Annotated in this window: 16 protein-coding genes; 10 read left to right on the top strand and 6 right to left on the bottom strand. The window is 53.3% G+C overall.

Annotated elements, in window-relative coordinates:
* Window positions 1–7 precede the first annotated feature (7 nt).
* The gene (locus tag NST96_RS20610) at window positions 8–1,984 is read left to right on the top strand and encodes a dynamin family protein (RefSeq protein ID WP_342404390.1); all 1,977 of its coding nucleotides are present in this window, start codon (window positions 8–10) and stop codon (window positions 1,982–1,984) included.
* Window positions 1,985–2,474: 490 nt separating this feature from the next.
* On the opposite strand, the gene NST96_RS20605 is transcribed toward NST96_RS20610, so the two are convergent.
* On the bottom strand, window positions 2,475–3,050 hold the full coding sequence (locus NST96_RS20605; RefSeq protein WP_031931855.1) for a GNAT family protein: 576 nt from the start codon (window positions 3,048–3,050) through the stop codon (window positions 2,475–2,477).
* Between the two features lie 138 nt (window positions 3,051–3,188).
* On the opposite strand from NST96_RS20605, the gene NST96_RS20600 reads away from it, so the two are divergent.
* On the top strand, window positions 3,189–4,610 hold the full coding sequence (locus NST96_RS20600) for a PLP-dependent aminotransferase family protein (RefSeq protein ID WP_122957902.1): 1,422 nt from the start codon (window positions 3,189–3,191) through the stop codon (window positions 4,608–4,610).
* A 66-nt stretch (window positions 4,611–4,676) separates the two neighbouring features.
* Here the strand turns inward: NST96_RS20600 and putP are convergent, their stop codons facing one another.
* Both putP and NST96_RS20590 read right to left on the bottom strand, forming a co-directional pair.
* Complete coding sequence (putP, locus tag NST96_RS20595; RefSeq protein ID WP_342404387.1) at window positions 4,677–6,143, bottom strand: sodium/proline symporter PutP; 1,467 nt, start codon at window positions 6,141–6,143, stop codon at window positions 4,677–4,679.
* 360 nt (window positions 6,144–6,503) lie between these two features.
* Entirely contained in the window at window positions 6,504–6,986 is a 483-nt protein-coding gene (locus NST96_RS20590; RefSeq protein ID WP_003389004.1) for a hypothetical protein, read from the bottom strand.
* Window positions 6,987–7,251: 265 nt separating this feature from the next.
* Between NST96_RS20590 and NST96_RS20585 the strand changes: the two genes are divergently transcribed.
* From NST96_RS20585 to NST96_RS20555, 7 genes are all read left to right on the top strand, one after another.
* Window positions 7,252–7,461, top strand: coding sequence for a cold shock domain-containing protein (locus NST96_RS20585; protein ID WP_003389005.1), 210 nt, complete (start codon window positions 7,252–7,254; stop codon window positions 7,459–7,461).
* A 210-nt stretch (window positions 7,462–7,671) separates the two neighbouring features.
* A complete protein-coding gene (locus NST96_RS20580; RefSeq protein ID WP_003389006.1) occupies window positions 7,672–8,466 on the top strand; it encodes a thymidylate synthase in 795 nt (264 codons plus the stop codon).
* A gap of 30 nt (window positions 8,467–8,496) precedes the next feature.
* On the top strand, window positions 8,497–8,973 hold the full coding sequence (locus tag NST96_RS20575; protein WP_003389007.1) for a dihydrofolate reductase: 477 nt from the start codon (window positions 8,497–8,499) through the stop codon (window positions 8,971–8,973).
* Window positions 8,974–9,088: 115 nt separating this feature from the next.
* Window positions 9,089–10,183 carry a YheC/YheD family protein gene (locus NST96_RS20570; protein ID WP_003389008.1) on the top strand — a complete coding sequence of 365 codons (1,095 nt, stop codon included), beginning with the start codon at window positions 9,089–9,091 and terminating at the stop codon, window positions 10,181–10,183.
* Between the two features lie 202 nt (window positions 10,184–10,385).
* A complete protein-coding gene (locus NST96_RS20565; RefSeq protein WP_342404381.1) occupies window positions 10,386–11,219 on the top strand; it encodes an alpha/beta hydrolase in 834 nt (277 codons plus the stop codon).
* A 120-nt stretch (window positions 11,220–11,339) separates the two neighbouring features.
* Window positions 11,340–12,962, top strand: coding sequence for a citramalate synthase (cimA, locus tag NST96_RS20560; protein ID WP_003389010.1), 1,623 nt, complete (start codon window positions 11,340–11,342; stop codon window positions 12,960–12,962).
* 201 nt (window positions 12,963–13,163) lie between these two features.
* Complete coding sequence (locus tag NST96_RS20555; RefSeq protein WP_342404378.1) at window positions 13,164–14,381, top strand: dicarboxylate/amino acid:cation symporter; 1,218 nt, start codon at window positions 13,164–13,166, stop codon at window positions 14,379–14,381.
* Window positions 14,382–14,544: 163 nt separating this feature from the next.
* Here NST96_RS20555 and NST96_RS20550 read toward each other — a convergent pair whose 3' ends face one another.
* Together NST96_RS20550 and NST96_RS20545 are read right to left on the bottom strand one after the other, a co-directional pair.
* Window positions 14,545–14,775, bottom strand: a complete 231-nt coding sequence (locus tag NST96_RS20550; protein ID WP_003389012.1) for a DUF1128 domain-containing protein — start codon at window positions 14,773–14,775, stop codon at window positions 14,545–14,547.
* A gap of 79 nt (window positions 14,776–14,854) precedes the next feature.
* On the bottom strand, window positions 14,855–17,347 hold the full coding sequence (locus NST96_RS20545) for a U32 family peptidase (protein WP_003389013.1): 2,493 nt from the start codon (window positions 17,345–17,347) through the stop codon (window positions 14,855–14,857).
* A 178-nt stretch (window positions 17,348–17,525) separates the two neighbouring features.
* Between NST96_RS20545 and NST96_RS20540 the strand changes: the two genes are divergently transcribed.
* A complete protein-coding gene (locus tag NST96_RS20540) occupies window positions 17,526–17,852 on the top strand; it encodes an ATP-binding protein (protein ID WP_039071067.1) in 327 nt (108 codons plus the stop codon).
* 68 nt (window positions 17,853–17,920) lie between these two features.
* On the opposite strand, the gene NST96_RS20535 is transcribed toward NST96_RS20540, so the two are convergent.
* Window positions 17,921–18,514, bottom strand: coding sequence for a TetR/AcrR family transcriptional regulator (locus NST96_RS20535; protein ID WP_003389015.1), 594 nt, complete (start codon window positions 18,512–18,514; stop codon window positions 17,921–17,923).
* Window positions 18,515–18,635 lie beyond the last annotated feature (121 nt).

Genomic DNA, 18,635 nt, shown 5'->3' with positions numbered 1-18,635 from the left:
TTCAATCATGAACCAGCTAAAAGACAAACTGATCGCTGCGGCACAACGTCTGCAGCAGGCAAGCAGGGAGATTCAGTCAATACCGGGGATGCAGGCGCAAGCCGAGACCATGCTGGAGCGAGCCGAGCGCTTGCAGGCCAATCGTTTTACCGTCGCCCTGTTCGGAGCATTCAGCGCAGGGAAATCGTCGTTTGCCAACGCCTTGATGGGAGAGCTGGTCCTGCCGGTTTCGCCGAATCCGACGACGGCGGCGATCAATAAAATCATGCCGCCGACAGAAACGCATCCGCACGGCACGGTTCGCGTCGTGCTGAAAAGCCGGGAAGCCGTAGAGCAGGACGTCATTCGCTCGCTTGCGATTTTTGGCCTGGCTGCCTCCGATCTGGAGGAAGCGTTGGCAGAGCTGAACAAAATCGATGTTTCCAGCATCCCGCCGACGGCCAAGCCGCATTACACGTTCTTGAAAGCGGTCACCAAGGGCCTCGGCGAGATGTCCGCTCACCTGGGCGGCGAGCTGCTCGTCGACATGAAAGCCTTCAAAGGGTTTGTGGCAAAAGAAGAAAAGGCTTGCTTTGCCGAATATATTGAACTGTTTTATTCTTGTCCGCTCACCGATCAAGGGATCGTGCTGGTGGATACGCCGGGGGCCGATTCGATCAACGCCCGCCATACCGGTGTCGCCTTTGAATATATGAAAAATGCCGACGCGGTTCTGTTCGTTACGTATTACAACCACGCCTTCTCGCAGGCGGACCGCGAATTCCTGCTCCAGATGGGGCGTGTCAAGGACACATTTGACATGGATAAGATGTTCTTTCTCGTCAATGCCGCCGATCTCGCGGCTTCCGAGGAAGAGCTTGCCGGGGTTGTTGCCCATGTGGAGAAAAACCTGTTGAGCTGCGGCATTCGCCATCCGCGCATTTATCCGGTTTCCAGCCAGACCGCCTTGCTGGCCCGTATGCACGAAGCCGGGAAGCTCGCAGGCTCTGCGGAAAAGGTCTACCGTCAGCGCACAGGCACGCCGGAGGAGGAGCCGCTCGCTCCTGCAGAGGAAGCCCTTCGCCTGTCGGGCATGGCCGTGTTTGAACAGGATTTTCTTCGCTTTACGCTGGAAGAGCTGACGCAAATCGCTGTCAATGCAGCGATGGGCGAAATACGCCGGGCACACACCACCCTCGAAGAATTCATCCGCATGGCAGAGGCTGATGAATCGGAGCGCGACGCCAGAAGGCAGGCAGCCACGAAGGCTCGCGAAGCGGCCCTGGCTGCTGTGGAAGGCCTGTCGATTGCCTCGGCGGAACGCGATTTGCTGAAAGAGCGTGAAGAGCTGGTGTACTATGTAAAGCAGCGCCTGTTTTTCCGCTTTAATGAACTGTTTAATACCGCCTTTAACCCGGCCGTACTGAAAGAGGACGGCCGCAATATGAAGCAGGCGCTCCAAGGCTGCCTGGGCGATCTGCTCCGGTCGATCAGCTACGATCTGGCTCAGGAGCTGAGAGCGACGACCTTGCGTCTGGAGAAGTTTCTGGGCAAGCAGGGAGCGGCTCTCGTGCAGCAGTGGCAGCGGGACGTTCAGCAGTACGCATCCGGCTTGACGCTGGCGCCTTATCAGCCGCGAAAGGTGGAAACCTTGTCGTTTGCCGATGAGCTTCCGGTCTCTCTGGCAAGCCTCCAGCCATCCTTGTCGCTGTTCCGCAGCGCGAAAGACTTTTTTGAACAGGATGGCAAGGCCAAGCTGCGCGAGGATTTGGAAAAACGCCTGCAGGAACCGGTATCTGCCTACCTGAATACAGGAAGCGCCCAAGTAGGCGAGCAATTCGCGTCGCTCTTGACGCAAATGGTGGCCGAAGAACGAAGCCGCGTGGCCGGCCAGGTGGAAGCGTACTTCACCGGCATCTTTGCCGCTTTGGACATGAATCTGGACATAGATGAGCTGAAGGCCAAGCTGGAGCGTGTGGCTGCTCTCATAACAGCGGAAGAATAAAGTTTTTGATAGAGACTTTGAAACAGGAGAGAAGAAGTCAGGGCGATGGCGCGGAAAAAGCCGTCCCCTGACTTTTTTGCGCTGTCCCAAAAAAAAGAAAGCCTTAGCCCCAAGCTCTCCAAAGCGGACCGCAAAACTGTCGAATTGCGCTCGCACGCATTTTCATTCTTTTGAAAAACGGGTGAGGATATTGAAAAGATCCTTCTTTTCTTCTCATCCCTGATCTACCCGCAAAAAAGCCAGGAATAGACCAACCGCTGTAGAGATGAAACAGGAGAAAAAAGCGAAGGGTCTTTGGGACACTACCCAGGCTCGCATGCAAAAGCAGAACCCGCATTTGCGTCCAACCTCTGAGATGCTGCCTGAATCGGCTGCTTTTGGACGCAGGTTCCGCTTTTGCATACGAGCCGGACAGTCAAACCTCCGAGAAGGTGTCCCACCGAACCCTGAGCGTTTTCTCCTGTTTCATCTCCTTCACACAAAGCACGATCTACTGGCTTTTCCGCGCCTCCCACTCTTCCCGCAAAATCCCCATCTTGATCGCATCGTAATACTCGCCGCGAACAATCCGCGCTTTCCGCACACGGGCTTCCTCAATCATCCCGCAGCGCTCAGCCAGCCTCATCATCCGCTCATTGCCGGACCAGGTGCCAATCCCCAACCGGACCGTATCCATATGCGTAAACAAATAATCGATCCACATCTGGAAGGCCTCGCTGCCGTAGCCGTTCGACCAGTAGCGGGAATCGTAAATGACGATGCCGATTTCAAACCAGTTGGTCACCTCCGACACCCAGTAACGCCCGACACTGCCCTTGAGCTCGCCGTCGATTTCGATGATCAGCTCGTGGCGGGGCAGTGTCGTGCCGACGACAGAGAGCGCTTCCTGATGTTTCGGCAGGTTGCGGTATTCCTCCAATGTCATCGGATCGGGATCTTTGTATGGGCCGTTCCAGCGGAGATGCTCGCGATCTTCGGCCTCGTAGGTCCAATAGTACATCGTGTCCAAATCCTCTTTGCGTATATCGCGCAAGGTTACTTTTTTTCCCTGAAGCGTTATGTTCATCCGATTCTTCCTCCTGATGAGATGATTTGATAGACTAACTGTACAAAAAATCTGTGCTTGTCGATAGTGACAGTTTGAAAGAATATGATAGGGACAATAGATGATTCAGTAGGAAGAACGAAAAGGGGGAAACGCACGATGAACATGGCTCCTGTTTTACATGTAAGTGGAGACCAGCCCCTGTACCAGCAGCTTTATGCCTACATCAAGGGAGAGATCGTTTCCGGACATATTCCGGCTGGCTTCAGGCTCCCTTCGATCCGGCAAATGGCGGTGCTGGCCGGCGTGGGGAAAATCACCGTAGAAGCTGCATACCAGCAGCTGGTGGCGGAAGGCTACCTGATCAGCAGGGAGCGAAGCGGATATTTTGCCGCCGACATCGAAAAATGGGTGGAAGCGGAGGCAACTGGGACGGCGCCGATCATGCCCATGCCGAAGGAGTTAAAAAAGAATAAAGGGGAGCATCTTTCGTACCGGTACAACTTTCACGGGTCGGTCGTGGACACGGAGCATTTCCCATACGCACTGTGGCGCTCCTGTATCCAGGAGGCTTTGCAGCGGTACCCGGAAGACTTCGCGTTTTACGGAGACGATCAGGGGGAGTGGGAGCTGCGGTTGGAGCTTGCCCGCTATTTGAGGAGGGCTCGCACGCTCATATGCGAGCCGGAGCAAATCATCATCGGAACGGGGCTGCAGCAGGCCCTCAGCTTCCTCAGCCTGATGACAAGAGACACTCACCCTGTCGCGGCCGTAGAAGACCCCGGATATGCCGACGCCAGAGTGGTTTTTCAGCATCACGGCTTTACGCTCGCGCCCATCCCCCTGGAGGAGGACGGCCTGTCGATCGAGGCGCTGGAAAAAAGCGGAGCCCGCATCGTATACGTGACGCCGGCCCACCAGTACCCGCATGGAATGGTTATGCCTGCCGCCAAACGGCTCCGTCTCCTGCAGTGGGCGAAACAAACCGGCGGCCTGATCATCGAAAACGACTACGATGGCGAATTTCGCTACAATGCAAAACCGACCCCTTCGCTGCAGGGGATGGACCAAGCAGGCACGGTTGTTTACATCGGCAATTTTTCCAAAGCGTTTTCTCCTGCGCTGCGGATGGATTATATGGTGCTTCCCCCTATGCTGCTGCGCCGTTATCTGGAGGAGTTTCAGGCGTATCCCTCCCCGGTTCCTCGTCTGCAGCAGCGGGCGATGCAGTTGTTTATGGAAAAAGGGTACTGGGAGAAGCACGTCAGAAAAATGCGGACCTTGTACCAGAGGAAGCATCAGCTTTTGCTGCAGGCGATTCACACGCATATGCCGCCGTCTGTCGCGGTGCTTGGCCATTCGGCAGGGCTGCATATTCTGCTGGAGGTAGATACGACGCTTACGGAAGCAGAATTGATTGGGGCAGCTGCAGAACGAGAGGTGCGGGTCTATCCCACTTCCCGCAATTGGCTTTCATCCCAGGCTCCGCCTCGCCCGCGGATCATCGTCGGATTCGGGGGGATGAAGGAGGCGGACATCGAAGAGGGGATCAGGCGGCTTGCGTTAGCCTGGTTTTCGTAAAAGAGCATTTGGCAGGCAAAAAAGCCCCTTGGTGCGAGAGGCTGCCAAGGGGCTTTCAGGGAATACCTATTCCGTTACTTTTTGATAGCTGTCAAACTGCTCTTCGATTTCTTTCGCCGGTCTCTGCGTCAACAGGCTCACTACGACGATGGCGAGCAGACTGACGGCAAATCCCGGGATCATTTCATAGAGGAGATCTTTCAGCATATCGGATTGCGTCCAGAGAATAACGGTCGCTGCACCCGCCACCATACCGGCCAGCGCCCCCCATTTGTTCATCCGCTTCCAGTACAAGCTGAGCAGGATCAGGGGACCAAAGGATGCGCCAAAGCCGGCCCAGGCATATCCCACCAGATCGAGGATCGTGTCGTTTTTGCTGTAGGCGAGAAGCAAGGCGACCAACGATACAACCAATACAGACAAGCGCCCGACAAAGACAAGCTCCTTATCTGATGCCTCGCGGCGGAAGAACGTCTTGTAAATATCCTCGGTCAAGGAGCTGGAGGTTACCAGCAGCTGGGACGAGATCGTACTCATGATCGCCGCCAGGATCGCTGCCAATAGGAAGCCGGTGATCAGAGGATGGAACAAAATTTTCCCCAGTTCGATGAACACAGTTTCCGGATCAGTCAGTGCAAGGCCCTTCTTGGAGTAAAAGGCGATGCCGACCAGTCCTGTAAACATCGCGCCCACGATGGAAAAGATCATCCAGCCCATGCCGATGAAGCGGGCCTTTTTGATTTCTTTTACCGAGGAAATCGCCATAAAGCGGACGATGATATGAGGCTGTCCGAAGTAGCCAAGTCCCCAGGCGAAGAGTGAAATGATTCCGAGCAAGCTGGTGCCCTTGAAAATATCGAGCAGTGCGGGATTGATTGCATGGATTTCCGTAAACGTAGGACCGATGCCGCCTACGTGGAAAATAGTGACAAGCGGTACCAAAATAAGTGCGATAAACATGATCAATCCTTGCACGAAGTCAGTCCAGCTAACAGCGAGGAACCCGCCGAACAATGTGTAAGCGATTACGACAACAGCGACGATCCAAAGGCCCGTGTGGTAATTCAGATGGAATGTGTTTTCAAACAGTACGCCGCCGGAGACGAGTCCGGAAGAGACGTAGAAGGTAAAAAAGATCATGATGACCAGCCCGGATACCAGACGCAAAATGCGGGAGGCGTCCCCAAAGCGGTTTTCCAAAAAAGCGGGAATGGTAATCGAGTTGTTCGCCACTTCTGTATAGGTTCGAAGGCGAGGGGCAACATACAACCAGTTGGCATAAGCACCCAGCGTCAGCCCGATGGCTATCCATGAAGCGCTTATTCCTTGGGCAAACATGGCCCCCGGCAAGCCCATCATCAGCCAGCCGCTCATGTCGGAAGCGCCGGCACTGAGCGCCGTGACAGCCGGACCGAGCGTTCGTCCGCCCAACATATAGTCGGTCAAATTGGAAGTGCGTTTGTAAGCAAAGTAGCCGATGAGCAGCATGCCAACCATGTAGACAACAATAGAAGAAAGAAGCTGCAGGTCCATTTTTTAGCACTCCTTGATCATTTTTAATAATTGTAAACAAATTGTGAACGATTTATACTTTACCACGGTCATGTATAAAAATCTACTGCTAAAATCAGAAGATTCGATAACGTAAGCGCTTAAATTTTTTTTATCGAGAAAAGCCTAGAAAGTCTGTACCGATCATCTTGTGACAACGCTTCTTGTAATTTTTTCCGCCGGGTCGGTTTCCATGAGAAAGAGACAAAAGAAACCTGCATCGGGTACGCAGGTTTCAAGTCCATACTGGTTTTATATTCGCCCCGCAACGGTTCGGTTCGGGTCATCAGCCAAGAGAAATCGATGCTCGAAAGCAGGCTCGCACAGGCTCCTTAGCTTTTTTTACTGCACCTGGATTTGTCCGTTCGTATCCAGCGAGACGTTAAATTCCTTCACCACCTGCGGTTCCTCGCCTGGATTGTTCAGGTTTTTCTTCAGGACCTTGAATTTTCCGTCGCCGGTCAACTGGCCGGTATATTCAACGCCGAACAGGTCCGATTTGTAAAAGCTGAAGCTGGCCAGCTCCGTTTTTTGCAGCTCTTCTGCCAGCAATGTCCCGTCACCGCTGAACATCGCTTTGCGCAAAGGCTCAGACGATTCGTATTTCTGCTGCAGGTAGCTCTTCAATTGCTGTGCGATCTCGGATTCTGCCAATTGTTTCCCCGCTTCGACGACCTGCTTGCCAGCTTCAATCGCTTGTTTTCCGGTCTCTACAGCCTGCTTTCCGGTTTCTATCGCTTGCTGGGCAGTCTGTACCCCTTCCGATACCTCGGAGCAAGCGGTCAGCAGCAAGCTGCTGAGCAGGACGATCACCATTTTGCGCATGTGAGGACTCTCTCCTTTTCTGTCGAATATTTATCTTGTGAAGCTCTTTTGCGCCTGACACTCCTTTCAGCATTGTAACATAGACGGACGGGGAAATGAGTCCGACTCTGGCCGGAGATTCACCTTGGTCCAAAGGGAAAGCCGCGCTGGACTTATGCCCCTTCTGGCACACGAAAAAGCGCTGTTTCGTTGTCTCCACTTTCTCCGCTCCCGCATATGCTATGGTATGAAACAAAGCTGTTCCGAAGACAGGGAGGAAACAACGATGCAGGGGAAAGTCAAATGGTTCAGTAAGGAAAAAGGCTACGGTTTTATTGAACGAGACGGGGGACCGGATGTGTTTGTCCATTACTCCGCGATCAGCGGCTCAGGCTACCGCAATCTGGAGGAAGGCGAGCTGGTTACGTTTGAAATCGTCAATGGCCAGCGCGGTCTGCAGGCGGCCAATGTAACCCGCGCCACCAACGGATCATAACCAAAACAACACGCAAATGAAAGCCGGTTGTTCCATCAGGAGCAAACGGCTATTTTTATGATCCGCGTCCAGACTCTCGATTTGCTGTGGTCCCCTGCGGACGTTCCGCACTCTTTTGAATTCACCAGTCCTCTGCTATAATGATGATGGTTTTCTTGGCGCGTGAGAAGCGGCATTTGTCATGACCAGATTTTGAAAACGAGGTGGCTTATGAAGGCTTATTTGGAACTGCTTCAAGATATATTGGACAATGGTGTAAAGAAAGAAGACCGTACAGGCACAGGGACGATCTCCGTCTTCGGAAGACAACTGAGAATGGATCTTCGGCAAGGATTTCCGCTTTTAACCACAAAAAAGGTGCATATGAAATCCATTATTCACGAGCTTCTCTGGTTCTTAAGCGGGGAGACGAACATTCGCTATTTACATGACAACGGCGTTACGATCTGGGATGAATGGGCGGACGAAGAAGGCAACCTGGGGCGAGTGTACGGTGCTCAGTGGCGTACCTGGCTTGGTCCAAACGGACAAGTCGTCGACCAGATTGCAAACGTCATCGAGCAGATTCGGACCAATCCCGATTCTCGGCGTCACCTCGTCAGTGCCTGGAACCCAGCCGAGGTGGAAGATATGGCGCTGCCGCCTTGCCATTACGCGTTTCAGTTCTATGTGGCGAATGGCCGCCTGTCGTGCTTGTTTAACATGCGGTCGGTGGACACCTTCCTCGGATTGCCGTTTAACCTCGCTTCGTATGCCCTCCTGACCCACATGGTAGCGCAGCAATGCGATCTGGAAGTAGGGGAGCTGATCTGGACAGGCGGGGACGTTCATATTTATTCGAACCATTTGGAGCAGGTCAAGCTTCAGTTGACGAGAGAGCCTTATCCTCAGCCGACGTTGCAAATCAAGCGGAAACCGGACTCTATCTTTGATTATAAGTACGAGGATTTTGAATTGGTTGGCTATCAATCTCATCCCGGCATCAAAGCACCAATCGCAGTGTAAGAGAGACAATTTGGGAAGGGAGGGATCGGTATGATCAGCCTGATCGTCGCCCATACGCGCAATCGCGTAATTGGCAAAGACGGGGCCATGCCTTGGCATCTGCCCAATGATCTGAAGCATGTAAAAGAAATTACGACCGGACAAACCATCGTCATGGGGCGAAAAACCTTTGCTTCCATCGGCAAGCCGCTGCCAAACCGGCGCAATGTCGTTTTGACGAGGAGCAAAGACTTTTCTGCGGAGGGTGCAGAAGTCGTCCATACCAAGGAAGACGTGCTGGCTTTGGGCGATGTGATTATTTTTGGCGGAGCCGAGCTGTACCGCCAGTTTTTGGATGTCGTCGATCGGATGTATATTACGGAAATCGATATGGAAACGCAGGGCGATACGTTTTTCCCCGAATGGGACCGGGAGGCTTTTGAGCTGGTATGGAGACGGGAAGGCGTCGTAGACGAGAAAAATCCTGTACCGCATACGTTCTTACTCTATGAACGGATCCGGAGCTAAATAAAAGACAATCGCGTAAAAAGGCGTCTGTCCCTATGTGGATATGGCGCTTTTTCCTTTGGGCAACCATAAGCTAGAGATGAGGACTTTTCCGAGAAAGAAGGTGTTGCCACAAGTGGACAAACGAATCGGCATCTTGGTATACCGGGGAGATAAAGGTTATGGAAATCCGGCTTTTTTGCGTCGTCTCGTGGAAGAGGGGACGTCAATGGGAGTGGAGGTCTTTGTCTTTTCCCCTCAGGATGTAGATAGGATATTCCACCAAATCAGGGGCTATGAGCCATACGGTGCGGGATGGAAGTGGAGATGGCGCGAGTGGCCGGACATCGTCATTGACTATTATCGCTATTATCCGTTAGCAAAGCATAGGCATTACTTGCCCATTCGAGAGGGGAGCATCTTTCGCTTTGCGAACAATCGTTTCGCCAACAAGTTCCGCGTCCATCAGATCCTAGAGCAGGAACCGGAGGTGTACCAATGGCTCCCGGAGACAGTGCCGTTCAGCAAGAAAAATCTCAGTGACATGATCAAAAAGCATCCTCGTCTGTACCTTAAACCATCAAACGGCACTGCAGGCCGAAGCATTCTGCGGATTGAGCGAAAGGGAGACCGCTTTCTTTTGTGCGGACGGACCAAAAAGCAAGGACAGAAGAACGAGATTCTGCCGAACACAGCCTCCTTGACTCAGCGTATCAAACAGTGGGTGGAGCAGGAAAAGCGGGGAGACGAACATTTTTTCCTGCAACAGGGGCTTGACCTCGGCTTGCTGTCTGACCGAACCGTAGACGCCCGCCTGCTGATTCAAAAAGACGGGCAGGGAGTCTGGCGGACGACCGGTATGGGAATGCGTGTCGGGCCGGCTCACTCCTCCACGTCGAATCTGCACGGCGGGGGTACGGCTTTGCCAGCTGGCCAATTCCTGTCCAGCCGCTTCGGGGTGGACCTGGCCGAGATCATCATACACCAATGCCAGGAGCTGGCCCTGGTCACCGCCGAGAAGCTCGAAAGCCATTTTGGTCAGATGATGGAGTTTGGCTTTGATCTGGGGATAGACACAGAGGGGCGCGTTTGGATCATTGAGATCAACCCCAAGCCGGGACGGGACATCTTCCGTAAGCTCGGGCAGCTCAGTCGTTACCGGCAAGCAGTACGTCGGCCGCTGGAATACGCCTTGCACCTTTTGGAAAAGGATTCGCTTGTTTCACAATAGGCATAATGAAAAGTAATAGGTTGAAAAAGTCGTCATGGGAGAATGCAGCATGTACGGACGTTCCAGAGTGTATCAGGACGTCCGTATGTGCAAAAGATCCGTCAGGAAAGGAAAAACATTCGGGCAAAAATGGACAAGCTGTCTTCATTTCGGGACCGATACCACGCATAATATAGAAAAAACAAAATGGAGGTGTCAGGAAATGATGGAGTCATTTCGCATTCCTGTCGACGAAGAATTGGTGATTCGGGGAGATTTTCATGCGCAGGAAAAGGACGCAGGACAACCGCTGTTGATTTTCTGCCACGGCTTTAAAGGCTTCAAAGACTGGGGAAGCTTTCCTTATGCGGCAAATCGGTTGGCGAAGCTGGGTATGGCTGTGGTCCGGTTCAATTTTTCCTGCAACGGTGTGGGAGAAAGCGGAACAGAGTTTGATGAGCTCGAAAAATTTGGGCGAAATACGTATGCTCGTGAAATCGCTGACCTTCGGGTACTGACCGAGTGGCTGCACAGCGAAGCTTGCCCGTTTAAAGCTGCGTTTGACAGGGAGAAGCTGTTTGTCATGGGACATAGCAAGGGGGGGGCTGACGCCATCCTGTTCGGGGCGAACCATCCGCTTGTCAAAGGGATCATCACATGGAACGGCACGGCTGATGTCGACCTGTTCGACGCCAGACTGCGACAGGAAATTGCCGAAAAGGGAGTCGGATACATCGCCAATGCCCGGACCGGCCAGCAGATGCCGATCACAAAGGCAGTCATCGACGATGTCGACCAAAACCGGGAAGCGTACAATCTGCTTGTCAAAGTGAGCTCCATGGAGCAGCCGCTCTGCATCATTCAGGGAACAAAGGATTACGAACGCCTGGTAAAAGGGGCCAAGCGTCTGCAGGAAGCTGCCAAGGACGTCCGTGTCCACTGGATTGAGGAGGGGGACCACACGTTTAACACGCGCCATCCTTTCGCCGGTCCAAGTCCGCAATTGGAGAGCGCGATCGAGCATGCAGCAGCCTTTGTCCACGCCCTGTGTACATAAGCAAAAGCCGCGAAATCACGCGTTTTCTTTCCCTCTGGGCTATGGTATACTGAATAGCGTCATAAAGATAAATTCAGTGACAATTCTGAAAAATGAAGAAACTCATGGGGTGGAGAAACGATGAAACCAAACGTATGCTTGTACGATACGACTCTCCGGGATGGCACCCAGGGAGAGGGCGTCAGCTTGTCAGTGGAGGACAAGGTGAAAATCGCCCTCCGTCTGGATCAGTTCGGTATCGATTTCATCGAAGGCGGCTGGCCGGGGAGCAATCCAAAGGATATGGCTTTTTTTGAGAGAATCAAAGAAATTCCCCTGCAGCACGCAACGATAACCGCATTCGGCAGCACCTGTCGTCCGAATGTGCCTGCAGCCGAGGATGAAAACCTGCGGGCGCTGCTCCAAAGCGGCGTGAGTGCCGCAGCGATCTTCGGAAAATCATGGGATTTGCATGTCACAGACGCACTCAAGACGACCTTGGATGAGAATTTGCGCATGGTTGCCGATTCCGTCGGATTTCTTAAATCAAAAGGACTGACTGTTCTGTTTTTGGCCGAGCACTTTTTTGACGGATATAAAGCCAATCCGGTTTACGCTCTGCGCGTACTGGAAGCGGCGGAAGGGGCGGGAGCTGATTGGATCGTGCTGTGCGATACAAACGGCGGCAGCTTGCCCCATGAAATCTATGAAACAGTAAAGACGGTAAAAGGGAGCCTGCAGACGCGGCTCGGCATTCACCCGCATAATGACTGCGAGCTGGCCGTCGCCAATGCGCTGGCTGCCGTTCAGGCCGGAGCGGAGCAGGTGCAGGGGACGACAAACGGCATCGGGGAGCGCTGCGGCAATGTCAACCTGGTATCCGTCATTCCCAATCTGCAGTTGAAGATGGGATACCAATGTGTCGAGCCGGAGCAATTGCAGCAGTTGACCAAGCTATCCCGCTTCGTCGCGGAGGTAGCCAACATGGCAATGCCGAACAATCAGCCGTTCGTCGGCAACAGCGCGTTTGCCCACAAGGGCGGAATCCATGTAAGCGCCGTGCTGAAGGACCCGAAAACGTATGAGCATATCGACCCTGAGCTGATCGGCAACAAGCGGCGCGTACTCGTCTCCGAGCTGTCGGGACAAAGCAACCTGCTCGCCAAGACTGATGAGCTGGACATCGATGTGGCGCTGGATAAGCAGGAAGCGCGAGAGATCATCCAGCGGATCAAAGAACGGGAATTCCAGGGCTACCAGTATGAAGGAGCAGAAGCTTCTCTCTCGCTGATGCTGCTCGATGCCGGAGGCAAGCTGGAGCAATTGTTTACTCTGGATTCCTTTAAAATTTTGATGGAAAAGTCAGCGGACCGGTCGATTCTGTCCGAAGCAACTGTAAAGCTGCATGTGAACGGACAGTTGGTTCATACCGCCGCCGAAGGAAACGGCCCTGTCAACGCGCTTGACAATGCGCTCCGCAAAGCGTTGGAAAATCACTTTCCTTGTCTGTCCGAAATGCATCTCACCGACTACAAGGTGCGTGTATTGGACGAGAATGGCGCCACCGCGGCAAAAGTCCGCGTGCTGATCGAATCAGGCCGCAAAGGGGAGAAGTGGAGCACTGTCGGCGTCTCGACCAACGTGATCGAAGCGAGCTGGGAAGCGCTCGTGGACAGTATTCGCTACCTGTTGTGGAAGGAAGGCTGCGAGCTGTCCGAACCGCAGGAGCAGGCAGAAGTCCGTGCGGGCATCGTCAATCACTAGTCTCTGACGAGAAGAATATAGAGCTTATTGTGAAGTCTATCAAAGCGATAGGCTTCTTTATTTTGAAGAAAGGTTATCTGACCCCGGCTCCTCAGTGATCTCCCTCTCCGGAATTCCTCTATGCTGATCTATTTGTCCGCCTCTTCGCATAGATTTGTAGCAAGAATTCCTATCTTTCAAAATCAAGGGAGGGGGATTGGGATGAAAAAAGCGTGGAGTGGGAATCTGATCACGCAGATCATGGTCGCATTTGCAATCGCTATCATTGTGGGGATCATCGCAGGCACGAGCGCGGAGACCGTCAAGCCGTTGGGAGATTTATTTTTGCGTTTGATCAAGTTCATTATCGTTCCGCTCGTGTTGGCTTCACTGGTCACAGGTGTTTCCAGTACGGGAGATGTCAGAAAGCTGGGGAGGATGGGCGGCAAAACCATTGCCTATTACCTGGTGACGACCGCTCTGGCTGTGATCCTCGGTTTGATCATCGCCAGCCTGATGTCGCCCGGAGCGGGACTGGAGCTGAAGCCGGAGGAGGCCAGGGTAGAGGCCAAGGAGACTCCGGGAATCATCGACACCCTGCTTGCCATCATCCCGACCAATCCGTTCGCCGCACTTGTACAGGGCGACATGCTGCCCATTATTTTCTTTGCGATTTTTCTCGGTATCGGGATTTCGCTGGCAGGAGAGAAGGCGCGGACCGTTCAACTGTTTTTCGAGCAGTTCGCCGAAGTGATGTACAAGATTACCGGCATCGTCATGCGATTTGCTCCGATCGGCGTTTTCGGACTCGTGGCGCCGATCGTCGGGAAATACGGTCTCTCCGTATTGCTGCCATTGTCCAAAGTCATTCTCGGTGTCGCGATCGGCTGTTTGCTGCATGCCGCGATTGTCTATTCGCTGAGCGTCAAGCTTTTTGCCGGGATGAAGCCGCTGCAGTTTTTCAAAGGCATTGCTCCTGCCGGGATGATCGCTTTTTCCACCTCCAGCAGCTCGGGAACACTCCCCATCACGATTCAAAACGTGGAAAGCAATCTGGGCGTCTCCAAACGGGTAAGCAGCTTCGTCCTGCCGCTCGGAGCGACGATCAACATGGACGGTACGGCGCTGTACCAGGGTGTATGCGCCCTGTTTGTCGCCCAGTTCTACGGGATCGATCTGTCTTTTGCCCAGCTGCTGACGATCGTCCTGACGGCTACGCTGGCGTCGATCGGAACGGCAGGAGTGCCGGGGGCAGGCTTGATCATGCTGACAATGGTGCTGACCTCCGTCGGGCTGCCGTTGGAGGGAATGGCGCTGATCGCTGGGGTGGACCGGATTCTCGACATGTTCCGGACCTCGGTAAACGTCATCGGGGACGCTTCTGCGGCAGTCGTAGTTGCTTCCTCTGAGGGAGAACTGGAGCAAAGCGTCCATGTCTGAAGCGTGAAGATGCCAGAAGACAGACATAGAAAAGGAATCTGACAACACGGATCAAAAAAGATTCTCACGAAGCACAGAAATCACCGTTCGAAAACGGTCGCCCGTACACAACAAAAGCGCCGCTCCCCAACGGATACGGCGCTTTCGCTTTGGACACATATGCTTACGACTGCTTGCGCATACCGCCCAGCTCTTCGACGATGGCAGTCATTTCATTGATGCTGAAGCTCGCTTTCTTCTGAACCATATTGTACAGGTACAAAAGGTCTTCGTAATGCTCGAGGTCAAAATCCTCCGGCCGCATAACGGCGGTGTTGGCCATGTTCAGCTTCGCTTTGATGCCTTCGATGATCGTAGCCAGGTTTTCTTGCGTTGGCAAAGTCAGGTCTGCCATGGGCTATTCTCCTCCCTGTATCGGAAATGGGCGTCCGTCGCACAATTTCCGTGAGATATACATCAATTGGACTTCCGGTTTATTTGATCAGCTGGCCGCGGGTTACACCCAATTGGTTGGTCGCTTTCAGCGAGCGCCATACGTGGGAGCCGCTGACTTCGCCGCGCAGCGCTTGGCGGTACAGGCGAATCACTTCTTGCACTCGCTCCGGCTCTTCCTCCAAAAATTCGATCCGGTAGCTGCCTACGCCCAGCTTGGTAAATTCGCTCAAGTACTCGGCGCCAGACTGGTCGATGGCGTTGTAAACGGTATTGCGGCAGCCGGTATCGACACGCACCGGATGGGAGAAGCCGACCCGGTCGCGCAGCGAAACGCGGGAGGTTTCGCAAGGCGTTCCGCAGTTGGTATGGTCGGTGCCGGGACTGAGGAACGTGCAATATACGCAGTGCTCGGTGTGGAACATCGGCAAATGCTGATGAATGACCACTTCCATCTTGGACGCGTCCGCGTTTTCGAGGAGATCGACCATCTGCTGGATGTTCAGGTCATAGGAAGGCGTTACCATCTCCAGCCCGCAATCCAGGAACAGCTCGACTGCCTTATGGTTGGCGATATTGAGCGAAAAATCCCCGATCAAGGGAATACCCAGCTCGTGTCTGCGGGCCATGTAATAGTGAAGCGCTCCCGTATTTCGCACAAGAATGGCATCAGGCTGGCTTCTGGCGATCAGGGCGAGGACCCCGTTCTCGTCAGGCATGTGGATGCGCATTGTTGCGATTGCGATCTTTTTGCCATAGCGATGCGCCAGTTTGACCGCATCCGGGTACTGCTTGACGAATTCAAAATCGGCGTACAGGAAATCGACGTCGGTCTGAGCAGCGGCTTCCACTTGCTCAAGCGAACGGCAGAGAGCAGTCAGCTTCGGTTTTTCCACTTGGCCGCGCTCTTTTACATCTGCGTACGCGTCAACAGTGCGTTTTTGATAGACGGGCGGCTTGGTCCGCAGGAAGAGAAGCTGTTCGACAGCTTCCCGGCGCATCCGGTTCAGCTCGCTGACAGGCACGATTACCTCGCCGTCGAGTGCTACCGTCAAGTCTGCCGCTTCGAGGCGGTAGATCGTGCCGCCGAGGCGTCCGAGCTGATCGAGCAGCAGCTCTGCAGTCAACGGGCGCTTTACGGCTGCTTCCAGCGGTATCTCCGATTGGCTCGTGACGGCGTTGTTCGCCATTTTGTCCACCCACGTGACAGACAGCTTTTCCCCGAGCTTGCCGCTCACATGTACGCTGAGCGGGAAGGTCCGGTACGGCTTTTCCGTTTCAAAGGTTTTGCGCAAACGTTTGTCCAGCTCCGGATCGCTCGTTTTCCAGACGCGGTCGCCGACATGAATGCGCTGCAGCTTGACGTCGTTTCGTCCCATGACGATCTCGTAGAGCCCGCTGTTTACTTCGCCCTCTACTTTTTTGCCGCGCTGGAGCAGATCGTACACGCGTCCGCCCTCTTCCTTCTGGGTCGGATCACCAGCGTCAAATACGATTCCGTCGCCGCGCTTCAATGGTGAAGACAGCTCGACGAGAACAGCGTTTTTGAGCACCTTCTTGACGGTTCCGAGGAAGACGCCGCGGCTTTTCGGGAAGCTGCCGTCCAGCAGGGTCTTGTTGTTGGTTCCCTCCAAAAAGCCGTGCGTAAAGCCGCGGGAAAAGCTTTGCTGCAGCTCCCGGATGTCCTGCTCGCTCACAGAGGCGTCCTGTCCGGCAAAATAGCGGTCGATGGCGGCGCGGTATTTGCTCACAACATTGGCCACGTATTCAGGCGATTTCAGCCGGCCTTCGATTTTAAACGAGGTGACGCCCGCTTCGATCAGCTCCGGTACCAGCTCGATCGCGGCCAAATCCTTTGGTGAAAGCAGGTAGGCGATATTGCCCATCTCTTTTTGAACACCGTCGACGATCAAATCGTACGGCAGACGACAGGCTTGCGCACACTCGCCGCGGTTTGCGGAGCGGCCTCCCCACATTTCCGAAGTCAGGCACTGACCGGAGTACGATACGCAGAGAGCGCCGTGGACAAATACCTCCATCGGCAGCTTCGCTTTTTCGCCGATGACTTTGATTTCCTTCAATGAGTTTTCCCGTCCCAGGACGACGCGCTCGATCGAGAACGGCTTCGTGAATTCGACTGCCTCCGGCGAGGTGATCGTCATCTGGGTGGACCCGTGAATGGGAAAATCAGGGGAGATTTCACGAATCAGCTTGACCAGCCCCAGATCCTGGACGATCAGCGCATCCACGCCGGCGTCAATACAGGCCTCGACCAGCTTGCGGGCTTCGTTCATTTCATCTTCAAAAACGAGAATGTTAAAGGTCAAGAAGCCCTTGACTCCATACATGTGCAAAAAAGCCATAATCTCCGGCAGTTCCGCCATCTGGAAATTTTCGGCTCTTGCCCGTGCGTTAAACTTCTCCACACCGAAAAAGACGGCGTTTGCTCCGTTGGCGACTGCAGCCTTCAGACACTCCCAGTTTCCTGCGGGCGCCAAAAGTTCAATATCTTCACGTTTGATACCATTTCGCATTTGTGTATGTTACCTCCAAGGTCAAAAACAGGCTATCTTCATCATCATAGGGAAATGTCCCAGTCTCCGCAAGGAAAACCTCGATCCAATGTGCGTTTTCAAAAACTTCCCTTTCCGTTTGTACCGACAGACTATTTTTCAGGGAAGAGTCAGACAATTGTGAAGAGCCGAGAGTATCATGCTGGTTGTAGAAAACATCCTGTTCCAGTTGCTTATCATTATGGTGCCTGCCTGGCTGTTACAAGCATATGGTGGGACAGGTCCGTATGAATCTGTTGAAAAACGGCATGGAAGCGATGCAGCATGGCGGAATGGCGGAATTTTGGAAATAGGAGCGAAACGGCAGGACAGGGATGTGGTTGTTTCCATTAAAGACGAGGGAAAAGGCATGACACAGATACAGCTTGAGCAGGTGGGAGCTCCTTTTTATTCGACACAGGAAAAGGGAAATGGACCGGGGCTGATGGTGAGGTGCAGAATTGTGGAAACGATAGGGGGAACTTGACCTGTGTATGGGGGAACGGGGGCAGCTGTCAATGCCGCCAGTATGAGAGAAGGTCCGGACGTCAGATGTTATTCTGCGTCCAGGCCTTCAAAAACAATCGAGACCTTCTCTTCCATGATTTCTTCCAACGCCCAGGCACCTTCGTTGCGTACCCAATCGTAAAGCGCATTGTAGTAAATATTCTCCAGCATGTTGGCTGCCACCAACGGATTGAAGCGCGTTTTCAGCCGGCCTTTTTCCTGCGCTTCCTCGATCAGATCGGCAAACAACTGGCGCAGCTCATAATAGACGTTTTTTTCGTTCTCCAGAATCTTTCTGTGCTTCATGGAGGACTCTACCAGCACTTTGATGAAGTCGTAGTTTTGGATATTGACCTCATTCATGATTTTGTAGATGCGAAGTACTTTTTGCTTGCAGCTATCCCCGTAATCCCACTCTTCCCGGCGTTCCTCGATTTCATGCAACCGCTCATATCCCCAGTTGGCGAGGATTGCTTCCTTTGACGTGAAATGAAGAAAAATGGTTCCGCGGGCAACATCCGCTTCTTCAGAAATCATGTCAATCGTGGTGGCTTCAAACCCGTGCTGTTTAAATAGTTTGATAGCGGCATTAAAGATTTTTTCGCGCGTTTCCCGCTTCTTTCGTTCTCTGCGTGTCGTCAAAAGGAAGACACCTCCTTTTTGGTTATAGAAGATTATAGCACAACTAATTCCTGCAAAAAAATTCCTGATCGTCGAAAAAACAAAAAAGAGGGGCGAAAAAAGGATAGACTTCTCACGATAC

The sequence above is a fragment of the Brevibacillus sp. FSL K6-2834 genome, assembly GCF_038592925.1.
GTDB classification, from domain to species: Bacteria; Bacillota; Bacilli; order Brevibacillales; family Brevibacillaceae; genus Brevibacillus; species Brevibacillus borstelensis.
Note: the sequence above shows the minus strand (reverse complement) of the source record. Positions and strands in the feature narration are given on the sequence as shown.